Raw genomic sequence first — 20,899 nt, 5'->3', positions numbered from 1 at the left:
GGCTTCCGGGGGACTCAGATGGGGGCCCAGGCGGGGGCTCAGGTGGGGGCTCAGGCGGGGGCTCAGGTACGGACGAAGACCGACCAGACCATGCGGATCGGCCGCAGCCGTGAAATGAAGCGAAGTCCGTGCCGCGTGGCGGCCGGTTCGGTGGTGAGCGCGAGGTCGTAGCGGTGCTCGGCCACGGCTCGGGCCGCCTGGCTGGTGGAGTCCGCGGTGGCCACTTCGGACAGCTGGTAGGCCGTCGGCAGCAGTTGTCGTAACAGCGGTCGCGGCGACGGATGCGTCACCACGCTCGGGCGGTCGGGCAGCGGATCGGCGTCTGTGCGCCGGGCGACGCCGTACAGCGGGGTGTCCATGACGAAGGTGCTGGCCAGCGCGATGTCGTCGGCCATGTAGAAGTGGTGGACATCCCGATAGGCATTGGCGACGACCACATGGCTGACGGCACCGGCCGTCAGGTCCTCCAGGGCCTGTTCGTAGGTCGCCCTGAGCACGATAGGCACCCCGCCGAGCAAGCGGGTCCGCAGCAGCCGCGCGGCCTGCTCGCTGCTCGTGCCCTCGGGGCCGAGCGTTCCGATGGCCGACGGCCCGGACTGTGCGGGCCGGACGTCGATCCAGCCCAGCTCGACGGTCATGTGTCACTCCTCGATGTCGGCGACGACCCAGGTGCTGATGGCACGCCACAGCGCCGCGGATTCTTGATGGAAGGGGTGGTCCTGGTAGCCGCGCAGGGTGTCCTGGTCGGGCAGCAGGCCGATCACGGCGAAGTCGTAGGCGACCGGACGGTCGGCGGTGTTACGCCCCACCTGCCAGTGCAGCAGGCCGGGCACCTCCTCGCCGACGAGCGACGAGGACCGCTCGGCCGCGAGGGCCGCGGGATCCTGCCAGCCGAAGCCCGGCTTGAACTTGAACAGCACAATGTGTCTGATCATCGGCATCCTTGTTCAGGTCGCACGGCGCCACGTCACCCGTGCGACGGCACGTGGGCAGTCCGGCCGAGCGACGTGGACCGGATTCGCGGCGGACGATGCCCTTTGTCGCGTGCGCCACCGGACACGATCTCCCGCGTATACGGACGGTCGCTCGCCGTGGGGTCTTCCCCGGTCGGACCGGGGGCGGGGAGCCGCCGGTGATCAGGTGGACCGACCGGGCGCGGCCTGGATCTCGGCCCTCACAAAGGCGGCCAGCCGGTCGAGTCCCTCGTCGATCGCCGCGTTGTCGAGCAGGCTGAAGGACAGCCGGATCTGGTGTGAGGAGGTCATGCCGGTGTGGAAATGATGCAGAGGGGTCCAGATCACTCCGTGGTCGCGCGCCGATCTGCGCAGCGAACGGTCGTCCACGGTGAACGGCACCGTCAGAACGACGAAGAACCCGCCGGCCGGGGTGTTCCACGTGACCGGGCCGGTGGCGGCGAAGCGCCAGGTCAGCCCCGCCAGCACGCGCCGCAGGTTGGCGCGGTAGACCTCGATCTCACGCTTGTTCGCGGCGACCATGCTGCATCCATGGCGCAGCAGCTTGCCGCCGACGACGGCCTGGGCGACGGGCGATGTGTTGAGCGTGACGTTGCTCTTGATCAGCGACAACTGGTCCGCGAGCGTTCCCGCCGGACGGCCGTCCCTGGTGACGGGCTGGTCGGCGACGACGAAGCCGACGCGGGCGCCGGGCAGGCCGGTCTTGGCGAAGGAGCCGATGTGGACGACCTGGTGCCGGGTGTCGAGCGCTTTGAGGGTCGATGGCCGGGTGCCGGGATCGGCTTGGAAGAGGCCGTACGGGTTGTCCTCGATGATCAGCAGATCGAGTTCGGCCGCCAGGTCGAGCAGGGCGATCCGGGTGGCCTGATCCAGGCTCACCCCGGTGGGGTTGGAGAAGTCGGGAACAAGATACAGAGCGCGCGGCCGTTGTCCTCGGGCGCGTGCCGCCGCCACCTGGCGCTCAAGATCCGCGAGGTCGAGACCGCCGTCCGCGTCCCCGACCGGCAGCACGGGCATGTCCAGCAAGCGCGCGGCGCCGGTCAGTCCGAAGTAGGTGGGCGCGACGGCGAGGACGACGTCACGCGGGGAGGCGCGCAGAGAGCGCAGCGTCAGGAACATCGCCTCCTGACTGCCGACGGTCACCACCACCGAGTCGGGGTCGACGGTGATGGCTTCGTCGATCTCAAGGTAGCGGGCGACCAGGTCGTGGATGACGCCCTTCGTCCGCCCGTACTGGAAAACGGTTCTGCGGGCCTCCTTGTCCGTCAGCCCCACCACCTCGGTGAGGTGCGCGAAGAAGGTTTCCAGATATTCATGGAGCTGCTCGACCCGGAAGAACTCCTCGTAAGGCCGGCCGGCGGCGAAGGACACCGCCCGCGGGTGGTCCGCGGCAATGTCGTTCAGCAGGTTCATCGAGTGGAGGACGGGATCATCCAGCGAGGGATGCAGTTGCCCGACAGATAATTCAACCATTTTCGATTCTCCGGTTCCTGCACGTGCGGCGGTCGCTCCGGTGCACAGGGGCTCCCCGTGTCACACACCTCAGGAGCCGGTGGACGAGTTCGGCGGCGCGCGGCGAGCGGACCGGTCAGCGACGGGCGGTGACCGGTCCGAACCGCCGCCGGGGCGGCAGCCAGGTCAGACGCCGCTTCCGGCGGGCGTGGGCGTGGCCAGGAGCTGCGTCTCCCAGCTGAAGGCGATGCCCGTGCCGCCACCGTGCTGAAGCAGGACGTCGGTCATGCCCGGGAAGGTCTTTTCGCGGGCCCAGTCGCGCTGCCACTCCCCCGCCACGGCCATCCAGGTGATCGGTACCACGCCCGCCTGGACCATGCGCCGCACGGCCATGTCGTGGGCCTCCGCCGACGCGCCGCCCGAGGCGTCGGTGACGGCGAAGACCTCGAAGCCCTCACCCGCCGCCTGGATGGCCGGCATCGCGACACACATCTCCGTCCAGAGACCGGCGATGATCAGCTTCTTGCGGCCGGTCGCCTTGACGGCGTCGACGACGCGCTCGTCCTCCCAGGTGTTGATGAACGTCCTGTTGATCGGCTTCTGGTCCGGGAACACGTCCTGCAGTCCCTTGATGATGTAGCCGCCGCGCTCCTCCAGCACGGTCGTCAGGATCGTCGGTACGTCGAACGCCTTGGCCGCCTTGGCCAGACCGACCGCGTTGTTCACGATCACCGTGGGCTCGTGGCTGTGCAGGTTGGCGAACTGGAACGGCTGGTGGTCGATCAGGACGACGACGCTCTCCTCGGGCGTCAGCAGCGCCTGAAGTCCGGACGTGGCTTCCTTGCCCATGAGCTACCTCTCCAAGATACGTATGACGCGCGCCCGCACAGCAGCACGTCGACAGGGCGTCACTTGTCGGCACAGGGACCCGAGGCCGACCGGCCGGCCAACAGCCCGCTGGGCGAGATCACTTCGCGAGCCCGCTCGGTCCGCGCGAGTGACGGCTTGCGGTACCAGCCGACTACCGGCCCCAACTGGATGACGTGTCATCTACATTAAGCACAGGTGCTTGACGTGTCAACCAATTGCCGATCCGCCCCCGGACGCGGACCCATCACACCAACTCGGCAACCCTTCAACGCACATGACGATCAGTCACTCAGGGACCGGAGTGAGCGGAAGCCGTCCCGGTGGCGCGTCGGCCGAACCCCTCGACGGGCAGTCCCGAACGGTGCCGTGTCGAACCGCCCTGCCCTCCACAGCACATGGGGGCGCGTCGGTTTTCCGGCCGACGGCTCCGGATCAGCGTGGCCGTACGTGCCCGTACCCGGTCGCCCGCATCCGCACCCTGTACGGGACCGCGCGACACCGAGCGGGTGGCGTCACAGCCCCGCGGGTCCGGCCGCGTCACCGACCGCGAGGACCCGCGTGGTCGCGGTGGCGGGCCTCGCGGCTCCGCCCACAGCCGCACAGCATGGCCCCACCCCCGGCACGCGGGCCTCGCGGCGTGTCCACAGTCAGCTCACCGCGTACGCTCAGCCGCCCGTGGAACCACCGTGACCGGGGTCGGGCCGGTCGGGGGTCTCCCCTTCGCCGTCCGTGCGTTCGTAGCGCAGCGCGCCCGACGGACAACGGCGCACCACTTCGGCCAGACGATCGGCCGGAGCCCTCTCCGGCCGGATCCACGGGCGCTTCGCCGTATCGAACACCTCGGGCAGGCCACGGACGCATTCGGCGGCATGGAGACAGCGCCCGGCCTCGAAGGTCACCGTGATCGACCGCGTTCGGTACGCCTTGCGCCCAGGCCCGCCGCTCATGTCCGCCTCCATCGTCGCCCGCCCGCCCCTTCAGTCACTGACCCTGCTGCGGGACTGGTACAGCAAGTCCCGGTATGCGGGGTGCCGGTCGATCCAGCCCGCGAAGAAGGGGCACGTGGCCAGCACCCGCAGATTCGCTCCCCTCGCCTCGTCCAGGGCGACCCGGGCCAACGCGGACCCCACTCCCCTGCCCTCGTAAGCCGGATCGACCTCGGTGTGCACGAACGCGATCAGCTCCGTCGTACGGATGTACTGCGCGACACCCGCCACCTTGGACTCCCCGTCGACGCGGGCCTCGTAGCGCTTCGCCTCGGGCACGTCACTCACTTCGACCGTCATACGCCCTCCTTGTGGACCTCGCCCCAGACAACGGACGAATTCCGTCGACCGGGACTGCACCTTAAGCAGATCAGGTTGACGAATCAACTTAACTTCGGCGGGGGCACGGCGGAATGATCCGGGCGGCGGCTCGGCGATCCGCCAGGGCCCGTGGCCACGCCGAAGGCCGACGGTGTGGCGAGGGCCGGACGGGACGGCCCTCAGCCCAGCGCGAGCCCGTCCGCCGCCGCGCCGCGGCTCAGGACCGTGGCGCTGATGTCGTCGAGGACCTCCCGGTAGTCGTCGCGCTCCGGGTCCGCGCGGACGGCTTCGCGCAGGTTCACCACGCGGCCGGTGCCGGTGTCCATCAACTGCGGGACGAACTCCGCCCTGCGGACCGGCCAGCGCTGCCCCTTCGCGGCGGGCGGTGCGAAGGTGAACCGGCCGATGGAGCCCTGGTTGCCCCGTCCGTCCAGTTCGCCGTCGTCGTTGGTCATCACACCGGCGATCTGGTCGCCCATGCCGTAGATGATCCAGGTGCCGTTGACCTTCTCGTACGCCTGCGGGACGTGCGCGTGGGTGCCGAGGATCAGGTCGATGTCGGGCCGGGTGCCGGTACGGGACGCGGTGAGCCGACGGCCCAGGTCGAGCTGGATCTCGTCGGGGGCGGTCTGCCACTCGGTGCCCCAGTGGAGGCTGACCACCACGACGTCGGCACCGGCCTTCCTGGCGGCGCGGGCGTCGGCGACGATCTTCTTCTCGTCGACGAGGGCGACCGCCCAGGGCTGTCCGTCGGGGAACGGATGGTCGTTGACGCCGTAGGTGTAGGCCAGCTGGGCGATCCGGGCGCCGCCCGCCGTCAGCAGGGCGGGGCGGGTCGCCTCGGCGGCCGAGCGGGCCGTGCCGGTGTGCCGGACGCCCGCCTTGTCGAGGGCGTCGAGGGTGCGCCGTACCCCGGCGGAGCCGTCGTCGAGCGCGTGGTTCGAGGCGGTGGAGCAGGAGTCGTAGCCGGTGTCCTTGAGGCCCTGGGCCACCTCGGGCGGGGAGACGAAGTCGGGGTAGCCGGTGAAGGGGCCTTCCTCCTCGCCGTAGACGGTCTCCATGTGACAGATCGCCACGTCCGCGCCGGAGACGACGGGCTCGACCGCCGCGAGCATCGGAGCGAAGTCGTGGCCGTCGCCGTCCGCGTCGGCGCGGGCCCGGCCGATCACCGACTCGTGCGGCAGGATGTCGCCGGAGGCGGCCAGGGTGAAGCCCCGGGCCGGGGCGGCGGCCGACGCGGAGCCGCCGCGCGGCCCGTGCGGTACGGGAGGTCCTGACGCGGGACCGGCGCAGGCCGCCGCCGCCGTGCCGAGCAGGGCCGCGGCGGCCACCGCTCCGTATCGCATGCGCTGAGTCATCGGTGGCGCTCCAGGGTCAGGGGATGCCGTCCCCTGAATCCATATAGTCATATAAACGGATGTCAAGGAGCCAAGCCGACATCACGCCCCAATGGGGCCGAACGCCTCCCGCCGACCGTTCACCGCACCACTCGTCGCAGTGAGCGACCGCTCGTCGCAGATCTCTGTGCGCCGTCTGTCCCCCGGCGCCGCCATGCGTTCGGATACGCCACACGGCAGCGCGCCGCGCACGAGCGGCACCAGCGCCACCAGCGCCACCAGCCGCACCTGCGAGAGAGGGCGTTCACGATGACCACGGCCACGGCCACGGAGACGACCGACGAACGAGCGCTGACGGACCTTCAGCACCGGCACGGGCCCGCCCTGCTCAGCTTCCTGCTCGGACTGACCTACGGCGACCGGCAGCGGGCCGAGGATCTGGTCCAGGAGACGCTGGTACGGGCCTGGCTCCACCCCGAGGCGTTCGACGCGCCGTTCGAGTCGATGCGGCCCTGGCTGTTCACCGTCGCGCGCCGGCTCGCGATCGACGCCCGCAGATCGCGGCTGGCCCGACCGCCGGAGGTCGGGGACGCGGTCCTCGCCGCCACGCCCGACCCCCAGGACCGTACGGAGAGCGCCGTCGCGGCGCTGGACGTGCGGCGGGCGGTGCGCACCCTGAGCGCCGAGCACCGCGCCGTGCTCGGCCAGCTCTACTTCCGGGGACTGAGCGTGAACGAGGCGGCGGCGGCGCTGGGTGTTCCCCCGGGTACGGTCAAGTCCCGTTCGTACTACGCCCTGCGGGCCCTGGCCCGCGCGCTGCCCGGCTACCGCAGGTCGTCCTCGTCCAGGAGCGCGAGCAGCGACCGCGTGTCGGCCACTTCCCGGTAGGCCGCGCCGCACCTGTCGCACCCCGCCAGGTGGTCGGCGACCCACCGGTCCTCCTCGGGACCGAGCGCTTCGAGCGCGTAGGCACCGAGCAGCGACCGCACATGCGGGCCGGAATCGTCCGCTCCATCGGCGGACCCGTCACCGTCGGCCACACCCGTCACAATCCGCTCCCGTCAGCCGCCCGATCCTGCCCTTCTGGCCACGCGGAGGGGCTGCCGCCGGTTCAATGCTCCCTTAAGCAGGCTTCGGGGGAGGAAAGGAAGGCGGAAAATCGATGCGTCCGGAATGTACTGAAGGGGAAGGGGCGGGCGGTGGCGGGCTGCTGGTCCCCATGGCGTGGATGTACGCGGAGTACATCGCCGACGAGTTGCTGCGCACCGGTGATCTCATGCCACCGACGACCTTGGAGTACCGGGCGGGCCGGGACGCGCTGGCCCTGACCATCTTCCTCTCCGACGGCTCGGTGGGCGGCCCGCGCGTGGTGGCCAGAATGGAGGAGTGGCGCTCCCTCACCGCGTACGGGACATGCTGGCGCGAGTGGGTCTGCGCGCGGCTCGACCGGCTGGAGGCGCTCGACTTCGAATCGGACGCGGGGGCCCGCGATCCCGATCTGGCGCTGGCGGGCGCCGCCTGGCGCTGGCTGGAGGAGACGGAGCTGCTCGCGCCGGACCTCGACTCCGTGGCGCCCTCCGGCGCCGATCCCCTCACCGCGGGCGAGGCGGAGGGGCCGCAGGTGTGGACGCCCGCGTGGCAGCTCGGGCTGCCGCTGGGACATCTGGCGATCCATCTGTTCTGAACGGCACGGGGTACGCGGCACGGGGTACGCGGCACGGGGTACGCGGCACGGGATACGCACGGGCCGCCCGGTCGGTCGGCGGGCCCGGCGACCGTCGTCCGGCGCTCAGCTGCCGTGCACGCCCGCACGGTACTTGGGAATGCGCACCGTGATCTTCATACCGGCCCCGACGCCCGTCTCGATGACGAGGCCGTACTCGTCCCCGTAGACCTGGCGCAGCCGTTCGTCCACGTTGAGCAGGCCGATCCCGGTGGACGCGCCGCCCTCGCCGCGCAGGATCCGGCGCAGCCGGTCCGGCTCCATGCCCACCCCGTCGTCCTCGACGACCACCTCGGCCTCGGCGCCCGCGTCGAGGGCGCTGATGGTGATCCGGCTGGTGGTGGCGGCTCCTTCGAGGCCGTGTTTGACGGCGTTCTCCACGAGCGGCTGGAGGCAGAGGAAGGGCATCGCGACGGGCAGCACCTCGGGGGCGACCTGGAGCCGTACGGAGAGCCGCTCGCCGAAGCGGGCCCGCACCAGGGCCAGATACTGGTCGATGGAGTGCAACTCGTCGGCGAGCGTGGTGAAATCGCCGTGGCTGCGGAACGAGTAGCGGGTGAAGTCGGCGAACTCCAGCAGGAGTTCGCGGGCGCGGTCCGGATCGGTGCGGACGAACGAGGCGATCGCGGCGAGCGAGTTGAAGATGAAGTGCGGCGAGATCTGGGCCCGCAGCGCCTTGATCTCGGCTTCGATCAGCCGGGTGCGGGAGCGGTCCAGCTCGGCCAGCTCCAGCTGTACGCAGACCCAGCGGGCCACCTCACCGGCGGCCGAGGCCAGTACGGCGGACTCGCGCGGCGCGTAGGCGACCAGCGTGCCGAGCACCCGGTGGTCGACGGTGAGCGGGACGGCCACACCCCAGCGCAGGGCGCAGTCCAGGTCGCCGCAGCCGACCGGGAAGGCCGTGCCCCGGCCGCTGTCGAGCACCCCCACGACGCGTTCCATCACGCCCTCGCCGTGGTGTTCGCCGCCACCGTCCCAGGCGAGGACCCCCTCGCGGTCGGTGAGGCAGAGCGCGTCGGTGCCCAGCAGGGAGCGCAGCCGGCCGGCCGCCTTGGCCGCGCTCTCCCGGGTGAGTCCGGCGCGCAGCGGGGGCGCGGCGAGGGAGGCGGTGTGCAGGGTCTCGAACGTGGCGTGTTCCACGGGGGTGCCGACGTCGCTGGGGCGGGCGGGGCGGGCGGTGCGCCGGCCGAGCAGGTAGCCGCCCGCGAGGAGCAGCGCCGCGAGCACCGTCGACACGGCGAGGGCGGCCGGGCTCATGTCAGTCCCTCCGGCAGGTGGAAGCGGGCCATGGCGGCGTTGGTGCCCGCCGGTATCCGGGCCCTGGTGGCCAGGGAGACGAGGACCATCGCGAGGAAGCCGACCGGGACGGACCAGACGGCGGGCCAGGCGAGCAGGGCGTGCGGCCAGCCGGACCGTACGGTGCCGGCCACCGTGAGGACCGTCGCGGCGAAGGAGAGACCGCCCCCGAGCAGCAGTCCGGCGACGGCGCCGGGCGGGGTGAGCCCGCGCCACCAGATGCCCAGGACCAGCAGCGGACAGAACGACGAGGCGGAGACCGCGAAGGCCATCCCGACGGAGTCGGCCACGGGCGCGTCGCTGACCAGCAGCGATCCGCACAGCGGCACGACGATGGCGAGCGGCGCGGCGAGTCTGAACTGCCGTACGCCGCGCGCGGGCAGTACATCCTGGGTGAGGACGCCCGCGACGGCCATGGTCAGTCCTGAGGCGGTGGAGAGGAACGCGGCGAACGCCCCGCCCGCGACAAGGGCGCCGAGCAGATCGCCGCCGAGCCCGCCGATCGCCCGCTCCGGCAGCAGCAGTACGGCGGCGTCGGCGGCGGCGCCGTCGGGCAGCTCGGGCGCGTACAGCCGCCCCAGCGCCCCGTAGACCGGCGGCAGCAGGTAGAACGCGCCGATCAGCGCCAGTACGGCGACGGTGGTGCGGCGGGCGGCGCGGCCGTTGGGGCTGGTGTAGAAGCGGACCACGACATGGGGCAGTCCCATCGTGCCCAGGAACGTCGCCACGATCAGGCCGTAGGTGGCGTAGAGGGGATGGTCGGCGCGGACGGCGGCGGTGGAGGCGAGGTCCAGCACGGGGCGCGGCCGGTCGTCGCCGTACCAGGCCAGCAGCAGGAAGATCGCGGGCACCAGCAGCGCGGTGAGCTTGAGCCAGTACTGGAACGCCTGGACGAAGGTGATGCTGCGCATCCCGCCCGCGGCGACCGCCACCACGACGACGAGCGCGACGAGTACTCCGCCGAACCAGCCGGGCGCTCCGGTGAGGATCTTCAACGTCATTCCCGCGCCCTGGAGTTGGGGGACGAGATAGAGCCAGCCCGCGCCGACCACGAACAGGCTGACCAGTCGGCGTACCGCGCGCGATTCGAGCCGCCCCTCGGCGAAGTCCGGCAGGGTGTAGGCGCCGGACCTGCGCAGCGGCGCGGCGACGAAGACGAGCAGGACGAGGTATCCGGCGGTGTAGCCGACCGGGTACCAGAGCATGTCGGGGCCGTGCAGCAGCACCAGCCCCGCGATGCCGAGGAAGGAGGCGGCGGAGAGGTATTCGCCGCTGATCGCGGCGGCGTTGAGCGCGGGGCCGACCGTGCGGGAGGCGACGTAGAAGTCCGAGGTGGTACGGGATATGCGCAGCCCGAAGCCGCCGACGAGCACGGTGGCGAGCACCACGACGGCGACGGCCACCGCCGTGTAGGTCTGGCTCACGGCGCGGGCCGCCCCTTCACCAGCCGGGCGAAGTCGCGCTCGTTGCGCTCGGCGCGGCGCACGTACCACCAGCCGCCCAGAGTGAGCAGCGGATAGGCGGCGCAGCCGAGGACCGCCCAGACGGCGGTGGCGTCGCGCAGCGCGGCGAAGGCGAGGGGCAGGGTACCGGCGGTCAGCGCGAGTACCGCGAACACGGTGAGTGCCGCGCGTAGTTGACTGCGCATCAGGGAACGGACGTAGGCGCCGCCCAGCGCGGTCTGTTCCTGGATCTCGGCCTGGGCCCGGTAGCGGGGCAGCGGACGCACGCGCCGGGGCTCGCCGGTGACGACCTCGCGCCGGGGCGCGGAGGGGCCCGTCATCGCCGCTGCCGCATCAGCAGGTCCCGCAGCGAGCGGGCGTGGCGGCGGCTGACGGGCAGCTCGGCGCCACCGACACGTACGCTCATCGCGCCCGCGTCCAGGCGCAGTTCGTCGATCCGGGCCAGCGCGACGAGATGGCGGCGGTGGATCCGGACGAACCCGTGCGCGCGCCAGCGCTCCTCCAGTGTGCTGAGCGGGATCCGCACGAGATGGCTGCCGGTGTCGGTGTACAGCCGCGCGTAGTCGCCTCTGGCCTCGGCGTAGGCGATGTCGGCCACGGCGACGAACCGGATCACCCCGCCCAGCTCGACCGTGATCTGGTCGGCGGCCGAGGGCGCTCCGGGGACCTGCGCGGCGCCGGGGGCCGCCCCCGGCCCGGGGACCGCGGAGCGCTCCCCCACCAGTTCGGCGACGCGCCGCACGGCCTCGGCGAGGCGCTCCCTGCGCACGGGTTTGAGTACGTAGTCGACGGCCTTGAGGTCGAAGGCCCGTACGGCGAAGCCCTCGTGGGCCGTGACGAAGACGATCAGCGGGGGCTCGGCGAAGCCGGCCAGCAGCCGGGCGACGTCGAGTCCGGTGAGTCCGGCCATGTGGATGTCGAGGAAGACCACGTCGACGGCGCCGGGCCCCTCGGGACCCGCGTCGAGGGCGGCGCCGATGCGGCGCAGCGCCTCGGTGGCGCCGGTCGCGCCCTCGGCGGCGCGGACGCGGGGGTCGGCCCTGAGCAGATAGAGCAGCTCCTCAAGGGCCGGTTCCTCGTCGTCCACAGCCAGTACGCGCAGCATGAGGCCGGAGTTTACGACGTGGCGCGCGGTGTCGTCAGGGCCCGGTGGACCGTGCGGTTTCCCGACGCTCGGTGCGATCCTCGGGTGAACGCGCGAGCCTTTGAGTGATTCCGTACTTCGCTGCGTAACAGACAATATGCGGACCTTGGACCTCCATCGTGATGTCGGCGCCTACGCCCTCGGGGTGCTGGACGCCTCGGACGCCTTCCGCTTCGAGGACCACCTGATGGTCTGCCCGCAGTGCACCCTGCTGCTGGCCGACTTCGGCGGAGTGAAGGCACAGCTCGACCGATATGCCCGGCAGACCCCCGCCGAGGTGGCGCCGTACGCCGTCGCGGGGCCGGAGCTGCTGGCCGGGCTGCTCGACCGTACGGCCGACGGCCGGCGCAAGAGCCGCCGACGGCGGCTCGCGCTGGCGGCCGTGGCCGCGGTACTCGTGGTGGGCGGGCCGCTCGCGGTGCTCGGCGCGTCCTCCGGCACGGACCCCGGAGACACCGCGACCGTACGGTGGAGCGCCTCCGACCGCGCGTCGGGGACCTCGGCCGTGGTGACGACGGCGGAGGCGGTCTGGGGCACGGACGTCGGCCTGGAGCTGGTGCGCCCCGGCGTCTCCGAGGTCTGCGCGCTGATCGCGGTGGGGCTCGACGGGTCGCGGCAGACGGTGATGACCTGGGCGTCGCACGCGCGGGACGGCGAGCGGCTGGTCACCCGGGGCGGGGCCGCGCTGCGCCCCGCGGAGATCTCGCGCTTCGAGGTGCGGGCGTCGGACGGCCGGGTGCTGGTGACGATCGGCGGATGAGCGCCGCGCCGCCCGCGCGCGACCGCGACCACGACCCGCGATCCGGGACCACGACCGGTGTCGCGGCCCGGGTCGCGGGCGTCGCTCTCTCCGCTCCGGGCGGAGCCCTACTTGAGCAGCCGCGACATCCTGCGGTCGGCGAGCGGCCTGCCGCCCGTCTGGCAGGTGGGGCAGTACTGGAGCGAGGAGTCGCTGAACGACACCTCGCGGATGGTGTCCCCGCAGACGGGACACGGCTCGCCGGTACGGCCGTGCACCCGCAGCCCGCTTTTCTTCTCCGCCTTCAGCCGCCCGGCGGCCACTCCGCGCGAGCGCGCGACCGCCTCGCGCAGCGTCGTGCGCAGCGCGTCGTGGAGGGTGGTGATCTCGTCCTCGGAGAGGTTCTCCACAGGCTTGAAGGGCGACATCCGCGCCGCGTGCAGGATCTCGTCGCTGTAGGCGTTGCCGATGCCCGCGATCAGCCGCTGGTCGCGCAGCGCGCCCTTGATCCGGCGCCGCTCGCCCGCCAGCAGCGCGGCGAGCGCGGCCCGGTCGAAGGAGGCGGCGAGCGGATCGGGGCCGAGCCGGGCGATGCCGGGGACGTCGGCCGGGTCGCGTACGAGATGGACGGCGAGGCGCTTGGCGGTGCCCGCCTCGGTCAGGTCGAAGCCGTCGCCCCCGGCGAGCACCGCGCGCAGCGCCAGCGGCCCCTTGCCGGGGCGCGGCGGGGCGGCGGGGAAGGAGTCCCGCCAGCGCAGCCAGCCCGCGCGGGCGAGGTGGACCGCGAGGTGCAGCCCGCCGGGCGCGGCGTCCCCCGCGACGATGTCGAGGTACTTGCCGTGCCGGTCCACGGCCGTGACCGTGGCGCCCTCCAGCGCGGTCAGCGGCGGATCATAGGTCTTCAGGGCATTGACCGTCAGCGGCAGGACACGGACGATTTCCTTGCCCACCAGGTGTTCGTCGAGGAACTCGCGCAGCGCTTCGACCTCGGGTACTTCCGGCATACGTCCAGCGTGCCGCAGGCGGCGCCCGAACGCCCGGTGGGCACGGTGGGCCCCGGCCCGCCGCGTGATACGGCCCACAAGGAGCGGGGCCGAGGCGTCCGCGGGCGTCTCGGCCCCGAATACACCGCGAGAGGTGCTCCCCCGCGGAGACCACCGTTGGAAGGAAGGCCCCCCGTGCCCGTACGCGACCGAGCCACCGTCCCGTCCGCCCTGATCCTCGACAGAACGGCCGCGCGACCGCGCGCCGCCGTCCTGGTACTGCACGGCGGTCGCGCGGAGAGCATGGACCCGCCGGGCCGGCTGAACCCGGCGGGCGCCCGGATGCGGCCGTTCACGCGCGCGGTGCTGCGGGCCACCGAGGGCTGCGATGTCGTGGTCGGCCGGGTCCGCTACCGGCACCGGGGGTGGAACGGCAGCCGGGCCGACGCCGCCCGGGACGCGCTGCGGGCGCTGGACTCGCTGGAGGAGCTGGTCTCCACGGTGCCGGTGGTGCTCCTGGGGCATTCGATGGGCGGCCGGGCCGCGCTGGCCGCCGCCGGCCACGATCTGGTGACGGGCGTGGTCGGACTCGCCCCCTGGTGCCCGCCGCGGGAGCCGGTGGAGCAGCTGCGGGGCCGCCGGGTGGTGCTGCTGCACAGCGACCAGGACCGGATGACGGATCCGCGCGGCACTGTCGACCTCGCCGCCCGCGCCCGGGACGCGGGCGCGGACGCCTGCGCCGTACTGCTCTCCGGCAGCGATCACCCGATGCTGCGCCGGGCCCGTACCTGGCACGCGCTGGCGACCGGCTCGGTCACCGCGCTGCTCGGGCTGAACCCGTTCCCCGACGTGGTGGGGCAGGCGTTCCTGAGCGCGGCCGGGGGCCGGGCGGAGCCGGTGCCCCGGGTGTAGGCCAGGGACGGGCCGCCCGGTCAGCGGCAGTGGAGGCACCGCGCGGCCAGCGGAGGTGGAGGCGCCGGGCGGTCGGGCGCGGGGCCTTTCGCCGGTCACCGCACCGGGGGTTCGGCGCGGGGACCGGCCGCTCATCGCACCGGCCGCTCCGGGACGACGAACTCGCACCAGACGCACTTGCCGCTGCCCCGCGACTCGACGCCCCACCCGTCGGCCAGCTCCTCCACCAGCAGCAGCCCGCGCCCCGAGACGCCCGACGCCCCCGCGTCGCGCCGGTGCGGCAGGGCGCTGGAGCCGTCCTCGACCTCCACCCTGATCCGCCGCTCGCCTCTCGGCAGCACGCGTACGACCACGGTCGCCGCGCTCTCGGCGTGCGTCAGCGCGTTGGTGATCAGCTCGTCGGCGGCCAGCTCGATCCCGTCGGAGCGCTCCCCGGCGCCCCAGGCGGTCACCGCCGCCCTGATCAGATGGCGCGCGGTGCTCAGCGCCTGCGGATCGGCCTGCGGGACGTGCTGGCGGAGCCGGCCGGCGGAGCGCTCGGGGCGCGCCCCGACCCGGCGCAGCAGCAGGACGGCGACGTCGTCCTCGCCGCCGCGCGCGTCGACCACCTCGCAGAGCCGGTCGGCCAGCGCCTGGAGATCGCGCGGCCCGTTCGCCACCAGACCGGCCAGCAGCTGCATGCCGTCGTCCAGGTCGGCGCCCGGCTGCTCCACCAGGCCGTCGGTGTAGAGCAGCAGCGCCTGGCCGGGGTCCAGCTCGACGGTCTCGACGGGGTAGTCGAGCCGGCCGAAGGCCGCGGAGAGGCCGAGCGGCAGCCCGCCGGGCACCAGCAGCCGACGGCAGCTGCCGTCGGCGTCCCTGACCAGGGGGTCGACATGGCCGGCCCGTACCAGCTGGACGAGTCCGGTGGTCAGGTCGGTCTCCGCGTAGACGCAGGTGGCGAAGCGGTCGGTGTCCAGTTCGTGCAGGAAGACGGAGGCGCGGGCCATCACGGTGGCCGGGGTGTGTCCCTCGGCGGCATAGGCCCGCAGCACGATACGGAGCTGCCCCATCACGGCGGCGGCGTGCGTGTCGTGGCCCTGTACGTCGCCGATGACCGTACCGACCCGGCCGCCGGGCAGCGGGATGACGTCGTACCAGTCGCCGCCGATGTCCCTGCCGAGCCGGGCCGAGCGGTAGCGTACGGCGATCTCGGCGCCCTCGACGGCGGGGATGCGGCGGGGCAGCATCGCCTGCTGGAGCCCCTCCGCCAGATCGTGTTCCTGCTCGAAGAGGACGGCGCGCTGGAGGCTCTGGGCGATGCTGCTGCCGAGGGCGACCAGCAGGTTGCGGTCCTCCGCCGTGAAGCCGCCCTTCTCCCGGTAGAGCAGCCCGAGCGCGCCGACGGGCCGCGACTGGGCGATCAGCGGCAGGTAGGCGGCCTTGTTGATGCCGAGTCCGCTGATGTGCGGCCACAGCAGCGGGTAGGAGTCGGCGAACTCCTCGGCGGACTCGATGAAGCGCGGGGTGAGCGTGGTGACGACCTCGCTCATCGGGTACTCCTCGTCGGTCCTGGTCACCCGGGTGCCGGGCACGTACGAGCCCTCGGGCCCCTCGGCGACCAGATGGATGCGCCCGGCCTCCATCAGCCCCATGACCAGGCTGGTGGCGCCGAGGTGCGCCAGGCCGTGGGACGCCTTGAGCACGTCGATGACGTCCTGGACGGTCCTGGCGTGGGCGAGCGCCGCGGTGGTCCCCTCCACGACGCTCGTCTGCACCCGGCGCACGGCGTTCAGCTCCAGCCGGGCGGTGGAGTCGGCCAGTTCCTGGGTGGCGTCGCGGACGACGCCGATGACCCGGAAGGGCCGGCCGTCCTCGCTCCGGCGGATGGCGCCCTGGGTGTGGGCCCAGTACAGCGTCCCGTCCCGGCGCCGGACCCGCAGATAGGCGCCGTAGGTGGCGCTGCCGTCCCGGAACGCCCGCTCGACCACCAGGTCCAGCCGGTTGACCTCGCCGCGCGGGATCCGGGCCGCCAGACCGCGGATCCGGCCGTCGAACTCGTCGGCGCGCAGCCCGAGGACGTCGAGGGCCGGTGCGTCCAGATGCAGGAGTCCGCTGGCGATGTCCCAGTCGAAGGTTCCCATCCGGTTGAGGGAGAGGCTGGTGACCGGGTGGACGGGCCAGTCGTCGGGGAGCGACAGGGGACCCGTTGCCCGTTCAGCCATGGGGACACTCTGTCATCATTTGTCGGATTCTTCGAGCGATCCGGGCAATTCGTGACACAACCCCCGGCGCCATGGAGTTCCGCTCAGCCCTGGAAGGCGTCGGGACCGACCAGCACGTCCTCGGCCGCCTCGCCCGGCCGCTGCCCGTCGGGCAGCGGGCCGAACAGCTCGTCGGCGGGCGGTACGGAACCGCTGTCGGCCGCTCCCGGGTCCGCCGCGCCGGTCTCCGGGGCCCGCCGCCGGTCCACCGGGGGCCGCCCCGGCGCGGGGGCGTCGGCCGAGGGGGTCGCCGAAGCGGGAGGTTCGCCGGGCAGGAGCGCGTCCGGCGGCTTCACCACCTCGGGATCGCTGAGGTCGGCGTCGGGCCCGTACGCCGGGAGGACCGCGGGCGCGATGTCCTCGCCGCCGTCGGTGCCGCTGCGCCGCTCCACCCAGACCCCGTCGACGGGGTCGACGATGACCAGCCCGCCGAGGTCCTCCTCGGAGCGCTGGACGACGACGACCCGCTCGGCCCGGTAGCCCGGCCAGCGCTCGCCCCGGTAGTCCACCGAGCCCTTGAACGCGACCGGCGGTCCCAGCGGGTTCCCGGAGGCGCAGCGGACCCTGGGCAGGCCACGGCCGTCGACCAGTACGGCGGTGCCCGACTGGAGGACGGCCTGGAAGGCGGTGGCGGCCCCCGCGCGGTGGCCGTGGTCCGTCACCCGGACGTCGGCCCGCAGCTCGACGGGGGTCAGCGCGCGCAGGAAGTCGGGGACGGACTCCTTGCCGATACCGGCCGCCCGCGCGAAGGAGCGGGCCTTCGCGGGGTCCTTGGCGAGGAGCCGGGCCTGCCGTTCCACCGCGCAGCCGGGGGCGGTGGAGGCGCCGTAGAGCCCGGGGGTGGAGCCGGGCAGGGCGCGCGGCACGGCGGGCGCGGATCCGGCCCGGCCCTCCTGGCGCCCGCTCCGCGGGGAGCCGCTCCGCGGGGTTCGGGGCTCCGAGGTTCGGGGCTCCGGGGTTCGGGATTCCAGGGTGCCGGGCTCCGGCGTGCTGGACGGCGCGGCCTTGCCGCCGGGCGCTCCGGCGCCGGGCGCCGCGGTGAAGGGGTCGGGCCCGGCGGCACGGGCCGGCTGGAGATACAGCTCCTTGGCATCCGACGCGTGCCCGGCGCCGCTGCCGCCGCCGATTCCGCAGCCCGCCGTGGCCAGCACCCCGGCGGACAGCGCGGCCAGCACGGCGTAGCGACGACGGATGAGTGAGCGCACCTGGGTCTCCCGTTCTCTTCCTCCAGGGATGTCGCTCCATATCTGCCGGACCCGGAGTGGCCGCGCAAGCGGGGCCGCCCGCGACACGCCCGGGTCCCGAACACGTCCGGGAAGCGGGCGCGGGTCGCGGGCGGCGGTGCGGCTCGGACGGCCGGGCGCCGGAGCGCGCCGCGTCCGTGCTGGTCAGGCCGGTCCCGGCGGGTGTAGGACCGGTCGGCGCCGGGCCCGGCGGGCACGCGCCGGGCGCGCGGGAGGCGCTACGTTCCCCCTGGCCGGGCGCGCTACGCCGCCGGTGGTACGTACGGCGCGCGCGCCCGGCGGCGGGCGGGTCAGTCGACGCCGGGCAGGATGTGCGGCTCGGCGAGGTCGTCCTCGTAACCGGCCAGCCGGATCGGGGCGGACCTGGCCCACACTTCGAGATTGCCGATCTTCTCGGCTCCGCCGCGCTCGCGTGCGGCCTGCTTCTCCGGGCGTTCCTCGTACTGCGTGAGTTCGGGTGTCACCGCGCACTCCTTTGTGTCGGGTAACTCTGGGACAGATGGGTTCCGTCGCGGTGGCGCCGTTTTCGGACGGGAACGGCCGTTGGTGGTGGGCCTGTCCCAGTGGTGCGGCCGTGAGGACGGTGTATCCCCCCTGCGTTGGCCATGCACGCACCAGAGTAACCAGATGAGCGGCAGTGCGCTCTATAGGGCTCGCTTTCGGGTGATGTTCCGGCCACTCGGCCGACGCCGGGTGGCCGGAAGCCGGATGACGGCCTACCAGTTGGCGGGCGCGTAGTCCTTGAGGAAGCAGCCGTACAGCTCTTCGCCCGCCTCGCCGCGCACAATCGGGTCGTACACCCGGGCCGCGCCGTCGATCAGGTCGAGCGGGGCGTGGAAGCCCTCGTCGGCCAGCCGCATCTTGTCCGGATGCGGGCGCTCGTCGGTGATCCAGCCGGTGTCGACGGCCGTCATCAGGATCCGGTCCTTCTCGAACATCTCCTGCGCGCTGGTGCGGGTGAGCATGTTCAGCGCGGCCTTGGCCATGTTGGTGTGCGGATGGCCCGCGCCCTTGTAGCCGCGGCTGAAGACGCCCTCCATCGCGGAGACGTTGACCACGTAGCCGCGGCCGGTCGCGGCGGCCATCGCCGGGCGGAGCCGGCTGATGAGGATGAACGGCGCGGTGGAGTTGCACAGTTGGACTTCGAGCAGCTCGACCGCGTCGACCTCGGAGACCGTCTGGACCCAGCTGTTGGAGTCGTGCAGGTCGGGTACGAGTCCGCCCGCGTCGATCGCGGTGCCCGCCTCGATCCTGGCGAGCGTGGCGGAGCCGCCGACCAGGGCGAGGCCGGTGACGTCGGAGGCGCTCAGCGCCTCGGCGCCGACGGCGGGCAGCACGGCCTGGGCGCCGCTGCCGAAGGCCCCGATGACCTGGGAGGCCGGCAGCTCACCCGCGGGCAGCGGGGCGGACTCGGCGGCGAGGAGTTCACGGTAGGCGCCCGGGGAGCGGCGCACCGTCTGCGCGGCGTTGTTGATCAGGATGTCGAGCGGGCCCTCGGCCGCGACCGAGTCGGCGAGCGCGACGACCTGCGCGGGGTCCCGCAGGTCGATGCCGACGATCTTGAGGCGGTGGATCCAGTCGGCGCTGTCCTCCATCGCCTTGAAGCGGCGGATCGCGTCACCGGGGAAGCGGGTGGTGATGGTGGTGTGGGCGCCGTCGCGCAGCAGCCGCAGCGCGATGTACATGCCGATCTTGGCCCGGCCGCCGGTGAGCAGCGCGCGGCGTCCGGTCAGATCCGTACGGGCGTCCCGGCGGGAGCGGTTCTCGGCCGCGCACGGGCGGCAGAGCTGGTGGTAGAAGGCGTCGACCTCGGTGTAGCGGGACTTGCAGATGTAGCAGGAGCGGGGGCGCTGGAGGATGCCCGCGATCTCGCCCGCGGTCGAGGAGGACGGCAGCAGCCCCTGGGTCTCGTCGTCGATGCGCTCGGCGGAGCCGGTGGCGGTGGACTCGGTGACGGACTTGTCGTGGGCGGTCTTGGCGGCCCTGCGCTCCTGGCGGCGGCGCTGCTTGACGGTCCGGTAGATCCCGGCGGTGGCCCGCCTGACCGCGACCGCGTCGGGGTGGTCGACGTCCAGCTTGTCGAGTTCGTCGAGCACGGCGAGGCAGACGGCCATGCGCTCGGGGTCGATGCCGGGGCCGTACACCGGGGTCTCGCCGTGCGCCTCGGTGGCGCCGTACGCGGGGCCGTCCTCTGTCACCGTCATCGCTGTTGCCGTTCCTCGATCACTCGTGGGTCCACCCGTACGCCGGAGTCCCCGTTGGGGCTTTTGTGGGTCATTGCGGCGATCCCCGCAGGTCAGGAGCATACCGACGCGCCGGGGGCCAACAAAATCCCACTATCTTATCCGGTCGGCGGGACGCGGACCGCGACGAACCGGGTCGTGCGACGCAGCGGGAATCCGAGCTTCTCGTACAGCCGGACGGCGTTCGTGTTGTCGGCGGCGGCGTGCAGGAACGGGACGTCCCCGCGCGCCTTGATGCCGTCGGCGACGGCCAGCACGAGCCGGGCGGCGAGACCCTGGCCGCGGAATTCCTGGGCGGTGCAGACGGCGCTGATCTCGCTGTGGCCCGCCGGGCGCATCCGCTCCCCCGCCATCGCGACGAGCGCGCCGCCGCGCCGGATGCCCAGGTACGTGCCCATCTCCACGGTGCGCGGCAGGAACGGTCCCGGCCGGGTGCGCTCCACCAGGTCGAGGATCTCGGGGACGTCGGCGGGGCCGAGCCGTACCGCCTCGGGGTCCGGCGCGGTGGCGGCCCCGGCGTCGACGAGCTGGACGCCCTCGGCGCGGAAGAGGATCTCCCAGCCGTCGGGCGTCGGACCCGGGTGTCCCGCGAGCGAGACGCCCCCGCCGGGGCCCGCGAGCGCGGCGACGTCGGCCCAGTCCGCCTCGTCGGCGTCCTCGGGCAGCGCCAGCCACGGTGAGACGTCGGGGGCGTAGCGCAGCAGCCGGCCGCGCCGCTCGGCGAGGTGCGCGTGCGCTCCGGTCAGCGCGGAGCGCACCGGGTGGTCCAGCGGGTGGAGCCCGCTGGAGGCGGTACCCGCGGGGGTCCTGTCCCCGGGCACCCGCCCGTCCCGTGACCTCTCCGGCGGATGCTGTACGGACTGCCGGCTTGCACTCATGCGCTCTGACCTCGCTCGTCGACTCACCTGTGACAGAGGGGGAAGGCGCGCCACCGGGCGCCGTATTCCCGGCGCCCGGTGGCGCGCCTTC

22 protein-coding genes are annotated in these 20,899 nt (G+C 73.1%); 4 read left to right on the top strand and 18 right to left on the bottom strand.

Annotation, left to right across the window (positions count from 1 at the left end; genetic code table 11):
• Nucleotides 1-62: 62 nt before the first annotated feature.
• From DVH02_RS24870 to DVH02_RS24840, 7 genes are all read right to left on the bottom strand, one after another.
• Nucleotides 63-638 carry a type 2 periplasmic-binding domain-containing protein gene (locus DVH02_RS24870; protein WP_114626069.1) on the bottom strand — a complete coding sequence of 192 codons (576 nt, stop codon included), beginning with the start codon at nt 636-638 and terminating at the stop codon, nt 63-65.
• A gap of 3 nt (nt 639-641) precedes the next feature.
• Nucleotides 642-935, bottom strand: coding sequence for a Dabb family protein (locus DVH02_RS24865; RefSeq protein WP_114626068.1), 294 nt, complete (start codon nt 933-935; stop codon nt 642-644).
• 201 nt (nt 936-1,136) lie between these two features.
• Nucleotides 1,137-2,447: an aminotransferase-like domain-containing protein gene (locus tag DVH02_RS24860; protein ID WP_114626067.1), complete on the bottom strand. Its 1,311-nt coding sequence runs from the start codon at nt 2,445-2,447 to the stop codon at nt 1,137-1,139.
• Between the two features lie 165 nt (nt 2,448-2,612).
• Nucleotides 2,613-3,275, bottom strand: a complete 663-nt coding sequence (locus DVH02_RS24855; RefSeq protein ID WP_114626066.1) for a hydrolase — start codon at nt 3,273-3,275, stop codon at nt 2,613-2,615.
• 686 nt (nt 3,276-3,961) lie between these two features.
• Nucleotides 3,962-4,255, bottom strand: coding sequence for a (4Fe-4S)-binding protein (locus tag DVH02_RS24850; RefSeq protein ID WP_233518444.1), 294 nt, complete (start codon nt 4,253-4,255; stop codon nt 3,962-3,964).
• An 18-nt stretch (nt 4,256-4,273) separates the two neighbouring features.
• A complete protein-coding gene (locus DVH02_RS24845; protein WP_114626064.1) occupies nt 4,274-4,582 on the bottom strand; it encodes a GNAT family N-acetyltransferase in 309 nt (102 codons plus the stop codon).
• A 200-nt stretch (nt 4,583-4,782) separates the two neighbouring features.
• Entirely contained in the window at nt 4,783-5,961 is a 1,179-nt protein-coding gene (locus DVH02_RS24840) for a CapA family protein (RefSeq protein ID WP_114626063.1), read from the bottom strand.
• Nucleotides 5,962-6,249: 288 nt separating this feature from the next.
• On the opposite strand from DVH02_RS24840, the gene DVH02_RS24835 reads away from it, so the two are divergent.
• Nucleotides 6,250-6,828, top strand: coding sequence for a sigma-70 family RNA polymerase sigma factor (locus DVH02_RS24835; protein ID WP_114626062.1), 579 nt, complete (start codon nt 6,250-6,252; stop codon nt 6,826-6,828).
• Here DVH02_RS24835 and DVH02_RS24830 read toward each other — a convergent pair.
• Nucleotides 6,765-6,980 (bottom strand): zf-HC2 domain-containing protein, encoded by a 216-nt coding sequence (locus DVH02_RS24830; protein WP_114626061.1) that lies wholly within the window; start codon nt 6,978-6,980, stop codon nt 6,765-6,767. The two genes, DVH02_RS24835 and DVH02_RS24830, sit on opposite strands and share 64 nt — an antisense overlap.
• Before the next feature lie 122 nt (nt 6,981-7,102).
• Here DVH02_RS24830 and DVH02_RS24825 point away from each other — a divergent pair, with 122 nt between their 5' ends.
• Nucleotides 7,103-7,624: a hypothetical protein gene (locus DVH02_RS24825; RefSeq protein ID WP_114626060.1), complete on the top strand. Its 522-nt coding sequence runs from the start codon at nt 7,103-7,105 to the stop codon at nt 7,622-7,624.
• Nucleotides 7,625-7,729: 105 nt separating this feature from the next.
• Here the strand turns inward: DVH02_RS24825 and DVH02_RS24820 are convergent, their stop codons facing one another.
• Genes DVH02_RS24820 through DVH02_RS24805 form a run of 4 tightly spaced genes read right to left on the bottom strand, consistent with a single transcriptional unit; the run spans nt 7,730 to nt 11,527 of the window.
• On the bottom strand, nt 7,730-8,920 hold the full coding sequence (locus DVH02_RS24820; RefSeq protein WP_114626059.1) for a sensor histidine kinase: 1,191 nt from the start codon (nt 8,918-8,920) through the stop codon (nt 7,730-7,732).
• Nucleotides 8,917-10,383 (bottom strand): sodium/solute symporter, encoded by a 1,467-nt coding sequence (locus DVH02_RS24815; RefSeq protein WP_114626058.1) that lies wholly within the window; start codon nt 10,381-10,383, stop codon nt 8,917-8,919. The genes DVH02_RS24820 and DVH02_RS24815 overlap by 4 nt, the downstream gene beginning before the upstream one ends.
• On the bottom strand, nt 10,380-10,688 hold the full coding sequence (locus DVH02_RS24810) for a hypothetical protein (RefSeq protein WP_407697675.1): 309 nt from the start codon (nt 10,686-10,688) through the stop codon (nt 10,380-10,382). The genes DVH02_RS24815 and DVH02_RS24810 overlap by 4 nt, the downstream gene beginning before the upstream one ends.
• Before the next feature lie 50 nt (nt 10,689-10,738).
• Nucleotides 10,739-11,527, bottom strand: coding sequence for a LytR/AlgR family response regulator transcription factor (locus tag DVH02_RS24805; RefSeq protein WP_114626056.1), 789 nt, complete (start codon nt 11,525-11,527; stop codon nt 10,739-10,741).
• 136 nt (nt 11,528-11,663) lie between these two features.
• Here DVH02_RS24805 and DVH02_RS24800 point away from each other — a divergent pair, with 136 nt between their 5' ends.
• A complete protein-coding gene (locus DVH02_RS24800) occupies nt 11,664-12,326 on the top strand; it encodes a zf-HC2 domain-containing protein (RefSeq protein ID WP_114626055.1) in 663 nt (220 codons plus the stop codon).
• Nucleotides 12,327-12,433: 107 nt separating this feature from the next.
• Here DVH02_RS24800 and DVH02_RS24795 read toward each other — a convergent pair whose 3' ends face one another.
• Nucleotides 12,434-13,309: an Fpg/Nei family DNA glycosylase gene (locus DVH02_RS24795; protein WP_114626054.1), complete on the bottom strand. Its 876-nt coding sequence runs from the start codon at nt 13,307-13,309 to the stop codon at nt 12,434-12,436.
• Between the two features lie 174 nt (nt 13,310-13,483).
• Between DVH02_RS24795 and DVH02_RS24790 the strand changes: the two genes are divergently transcribed.
• Entirely contained in the window at nt 13,484-14,200 is a 717-nt protein-coding gene (locus DVH02_RS24790) for an alpha/beta fold hydrolase (RefSeq protein WP_199566405.1), read from the top strand.
• A 131-nt stretch (nt 14,201-14,331) separates the two neighbouring features.
• Here the strand turns inward: DVH02_RS24790 and DVH02_RS24785 are convergent, their stop codons facing one another.
• The 5 genes from DVH02_RS24785 to DVH02_RS24770 form a co-directional block, all read right to left on the bottom strand.
• Nucleotides 14,332-16,404: a SpoIIE family protein phosphatase gene (locus DVH02_RS24785; RefSeq protein ID WP_114626053.1), complete on the bottom strand. Its 2,073-nt coding sequence runs from the start codon at nt 16,402-16,404 to the stop codon at nt 14,332-14,334.
• 83 nt (nt 16,405-16,487) lie between these two features.
• Nucleotides 16,488-17,648, bottom strand: a complete 1,161-nt coding sequence (locus DVH02_RS24780) for a DUF6777 domain-containing protein (RefSeq protein ID WP_114626052.1) — start codon at nt 17,646-17,648, stop codon at nt 16,488-16,490.
• A 329-nt stretch (nt 17,649-17,977) separates the two neighbouring features.
• On the bottom strand, nt 17,978-18,151 hold the full coding sequence (locus DVH02_RS35670; protein ID WP_199566404.1) for a hypothetical protein: 174 nt from the start codon (nt 18,149-18,151) through the stop codon (nt 17,978-17,980).
• Between the two features lie 252 nt (nt 18,152-18,403).
• Complete coding sequence (locus DVH02_RS24775; RefSeq protein ID WP_114626051.1) at nt 18,404-19,891, bottom strand: SDR family NAD(P)-dependent oxidoreductase; 1,488 nt, start codon at nt 19,889-19,891, stop codon at nt 18,404-18,406.
• 137 nt (nt 19,892-20,028) lie between these two features.
• A complete protein-coding gene (locus DVH02_RS24770; RefSeq protein WP_114626050.1) occupies nt 20,029-20,808 on the bottom strand; it encodes a GNAT family N-acetyltransferase in 780 nt (259 codons plus the stop codon).
• Nucleotides 20,809-20,899 lie beyond the last annotated feature (91 nt).

It is taken from the genome of Streptomyces corynorhini (assembly GCF_003346515.1).
Classification (GTDB): Bacteria; Actinomycetota; Actinomycetes; order Streptomycetales; family Streptomycetaceae; genus Streptomyces; species Streptomyces corynorhini.
Note: the sequence above shows the minus strand (reverse complement) of the source record. Positions and strands in the feature narration are given on the sequence as shown.

Excerpts from the sequence above, each read along its gene's own strand:
- DVH02_RS24855 (WP_114626066.1), bottom strand. The coding sequence starts at position 3,275 with ATGGGCAAGGAAGCCACGTCCGGACTTCAGGCGCTGCTGACGCCCGAG.
- DVH02_RS24870 (WP_114626069.1), bottom strand. The coding sequence starts at position 638 with ATGACCGTCGAGCTGGGCTGGATCGACGTCCGGCCCGCACAGTCCGGG.
- DVH02_RS24800 (WP_114626055.1), top strand. The coding sequence starts at position 11,664 with ATGCGGACCTTGGACCTCCATCGTGATGTCGGCGCCTACGCCCTCGGG.
- DVH02_RS24825 (WP_114626060.1), top strand. The coding sequence starts at position 7,103 with ATGCGTCCGGAATGTACTGAAGGGGAAGGGGCGGGCGGTGGCGGGCTG.
- DVH02_RS24770 (WP_114626050.1), bottom strand. The coding sequence starts at position 20,808 with ATGAGTGCAAGCCGGCAGTCCGTACAGCATCCGCCGGAGAGGTCACGG.
- DVH02_RS24795 (WP_114626054.1), bottom strand. The coding sequence starts at position 13,309 with ATGCCGGAAGTACCCGAGGTCGAAGCGCTGCGCGAGTTCCTCGACGAA.
- DVH02_RS24785 (WP_114626053.1), bottom strand. The coding sequence starts at position 16,404 with ATGGCTGAACGGGCAACGGGTCCCCTGTCGCTCCCCGACGACTGGCCC.
- DVH02_RS24845 (WP_114626064.1), bottom strand. The coding sequence starts at position 4,582 with ATGACGGTCGAAGTGAGTGACGTGCCCGAGGCGAAGCGCTACGAGGCC.
- DVH02_RS24835 (WP_114626062.1), top strand. The coding sequence starts at position 6,250 with ATGACCACGGCCACGGCCACGGAGACGACCGACGAACGAGCGCTGACG.
- DVH02_RS24865 (WP_114626068.1), bottom strand. The coding sequence starts at position 935 with ATGATCAGACACATTGTGCTGTTCAAGTTCAAGCCGGGCTTCGGCTGG.
- DVH02_RS24840 (WP_114626063.1), bottom strand. The coding sequence starts at position 5,961 with ATGACTCAGCGCATGCGATACGGAGCGGTGGCCGCCGCGGCCCTGCTC.
- DVH02_RS24820 (WP_114626059.1), bottom strand. The coding sequence starts at position 8,920 with ATGAGCCCGGCCGCCCTCGCCGTGTCGACGGTGCTCGCGGCGCTGCTC.
- DVH02_RS24805 (WP_114626056.1), bottom strand. The coding sequence starts at position 11,527 with ATGCTGCGCGTACTGGCTGTGGACGACGAGGAACCGGCCCTTGAGGAG.
- DVH02_RS24860 (WP_114626067.1), bottom strand. The coding sequence starts at position 2,447 with ATGGTTGAATTATCTGTCGGGCAACTGCATCCCTCGCTGGATGATCCC.
- DVH02_RS24775 (WP_114626051.1), bottom strand. The coding sequence starts at position 19,891 with ATGACGGTGACAGAGGACGGCCCCGCGTACGGCGCCACCGAGGCGCAC.
- DVH02_RS24850 (WP_233518444.1), bottom strand. The coding sequence starts at position 4,255 with ATGGAGGCGGACATGAGCGGCGGGCCTGGGCGCAAGGCGTACCGAACG.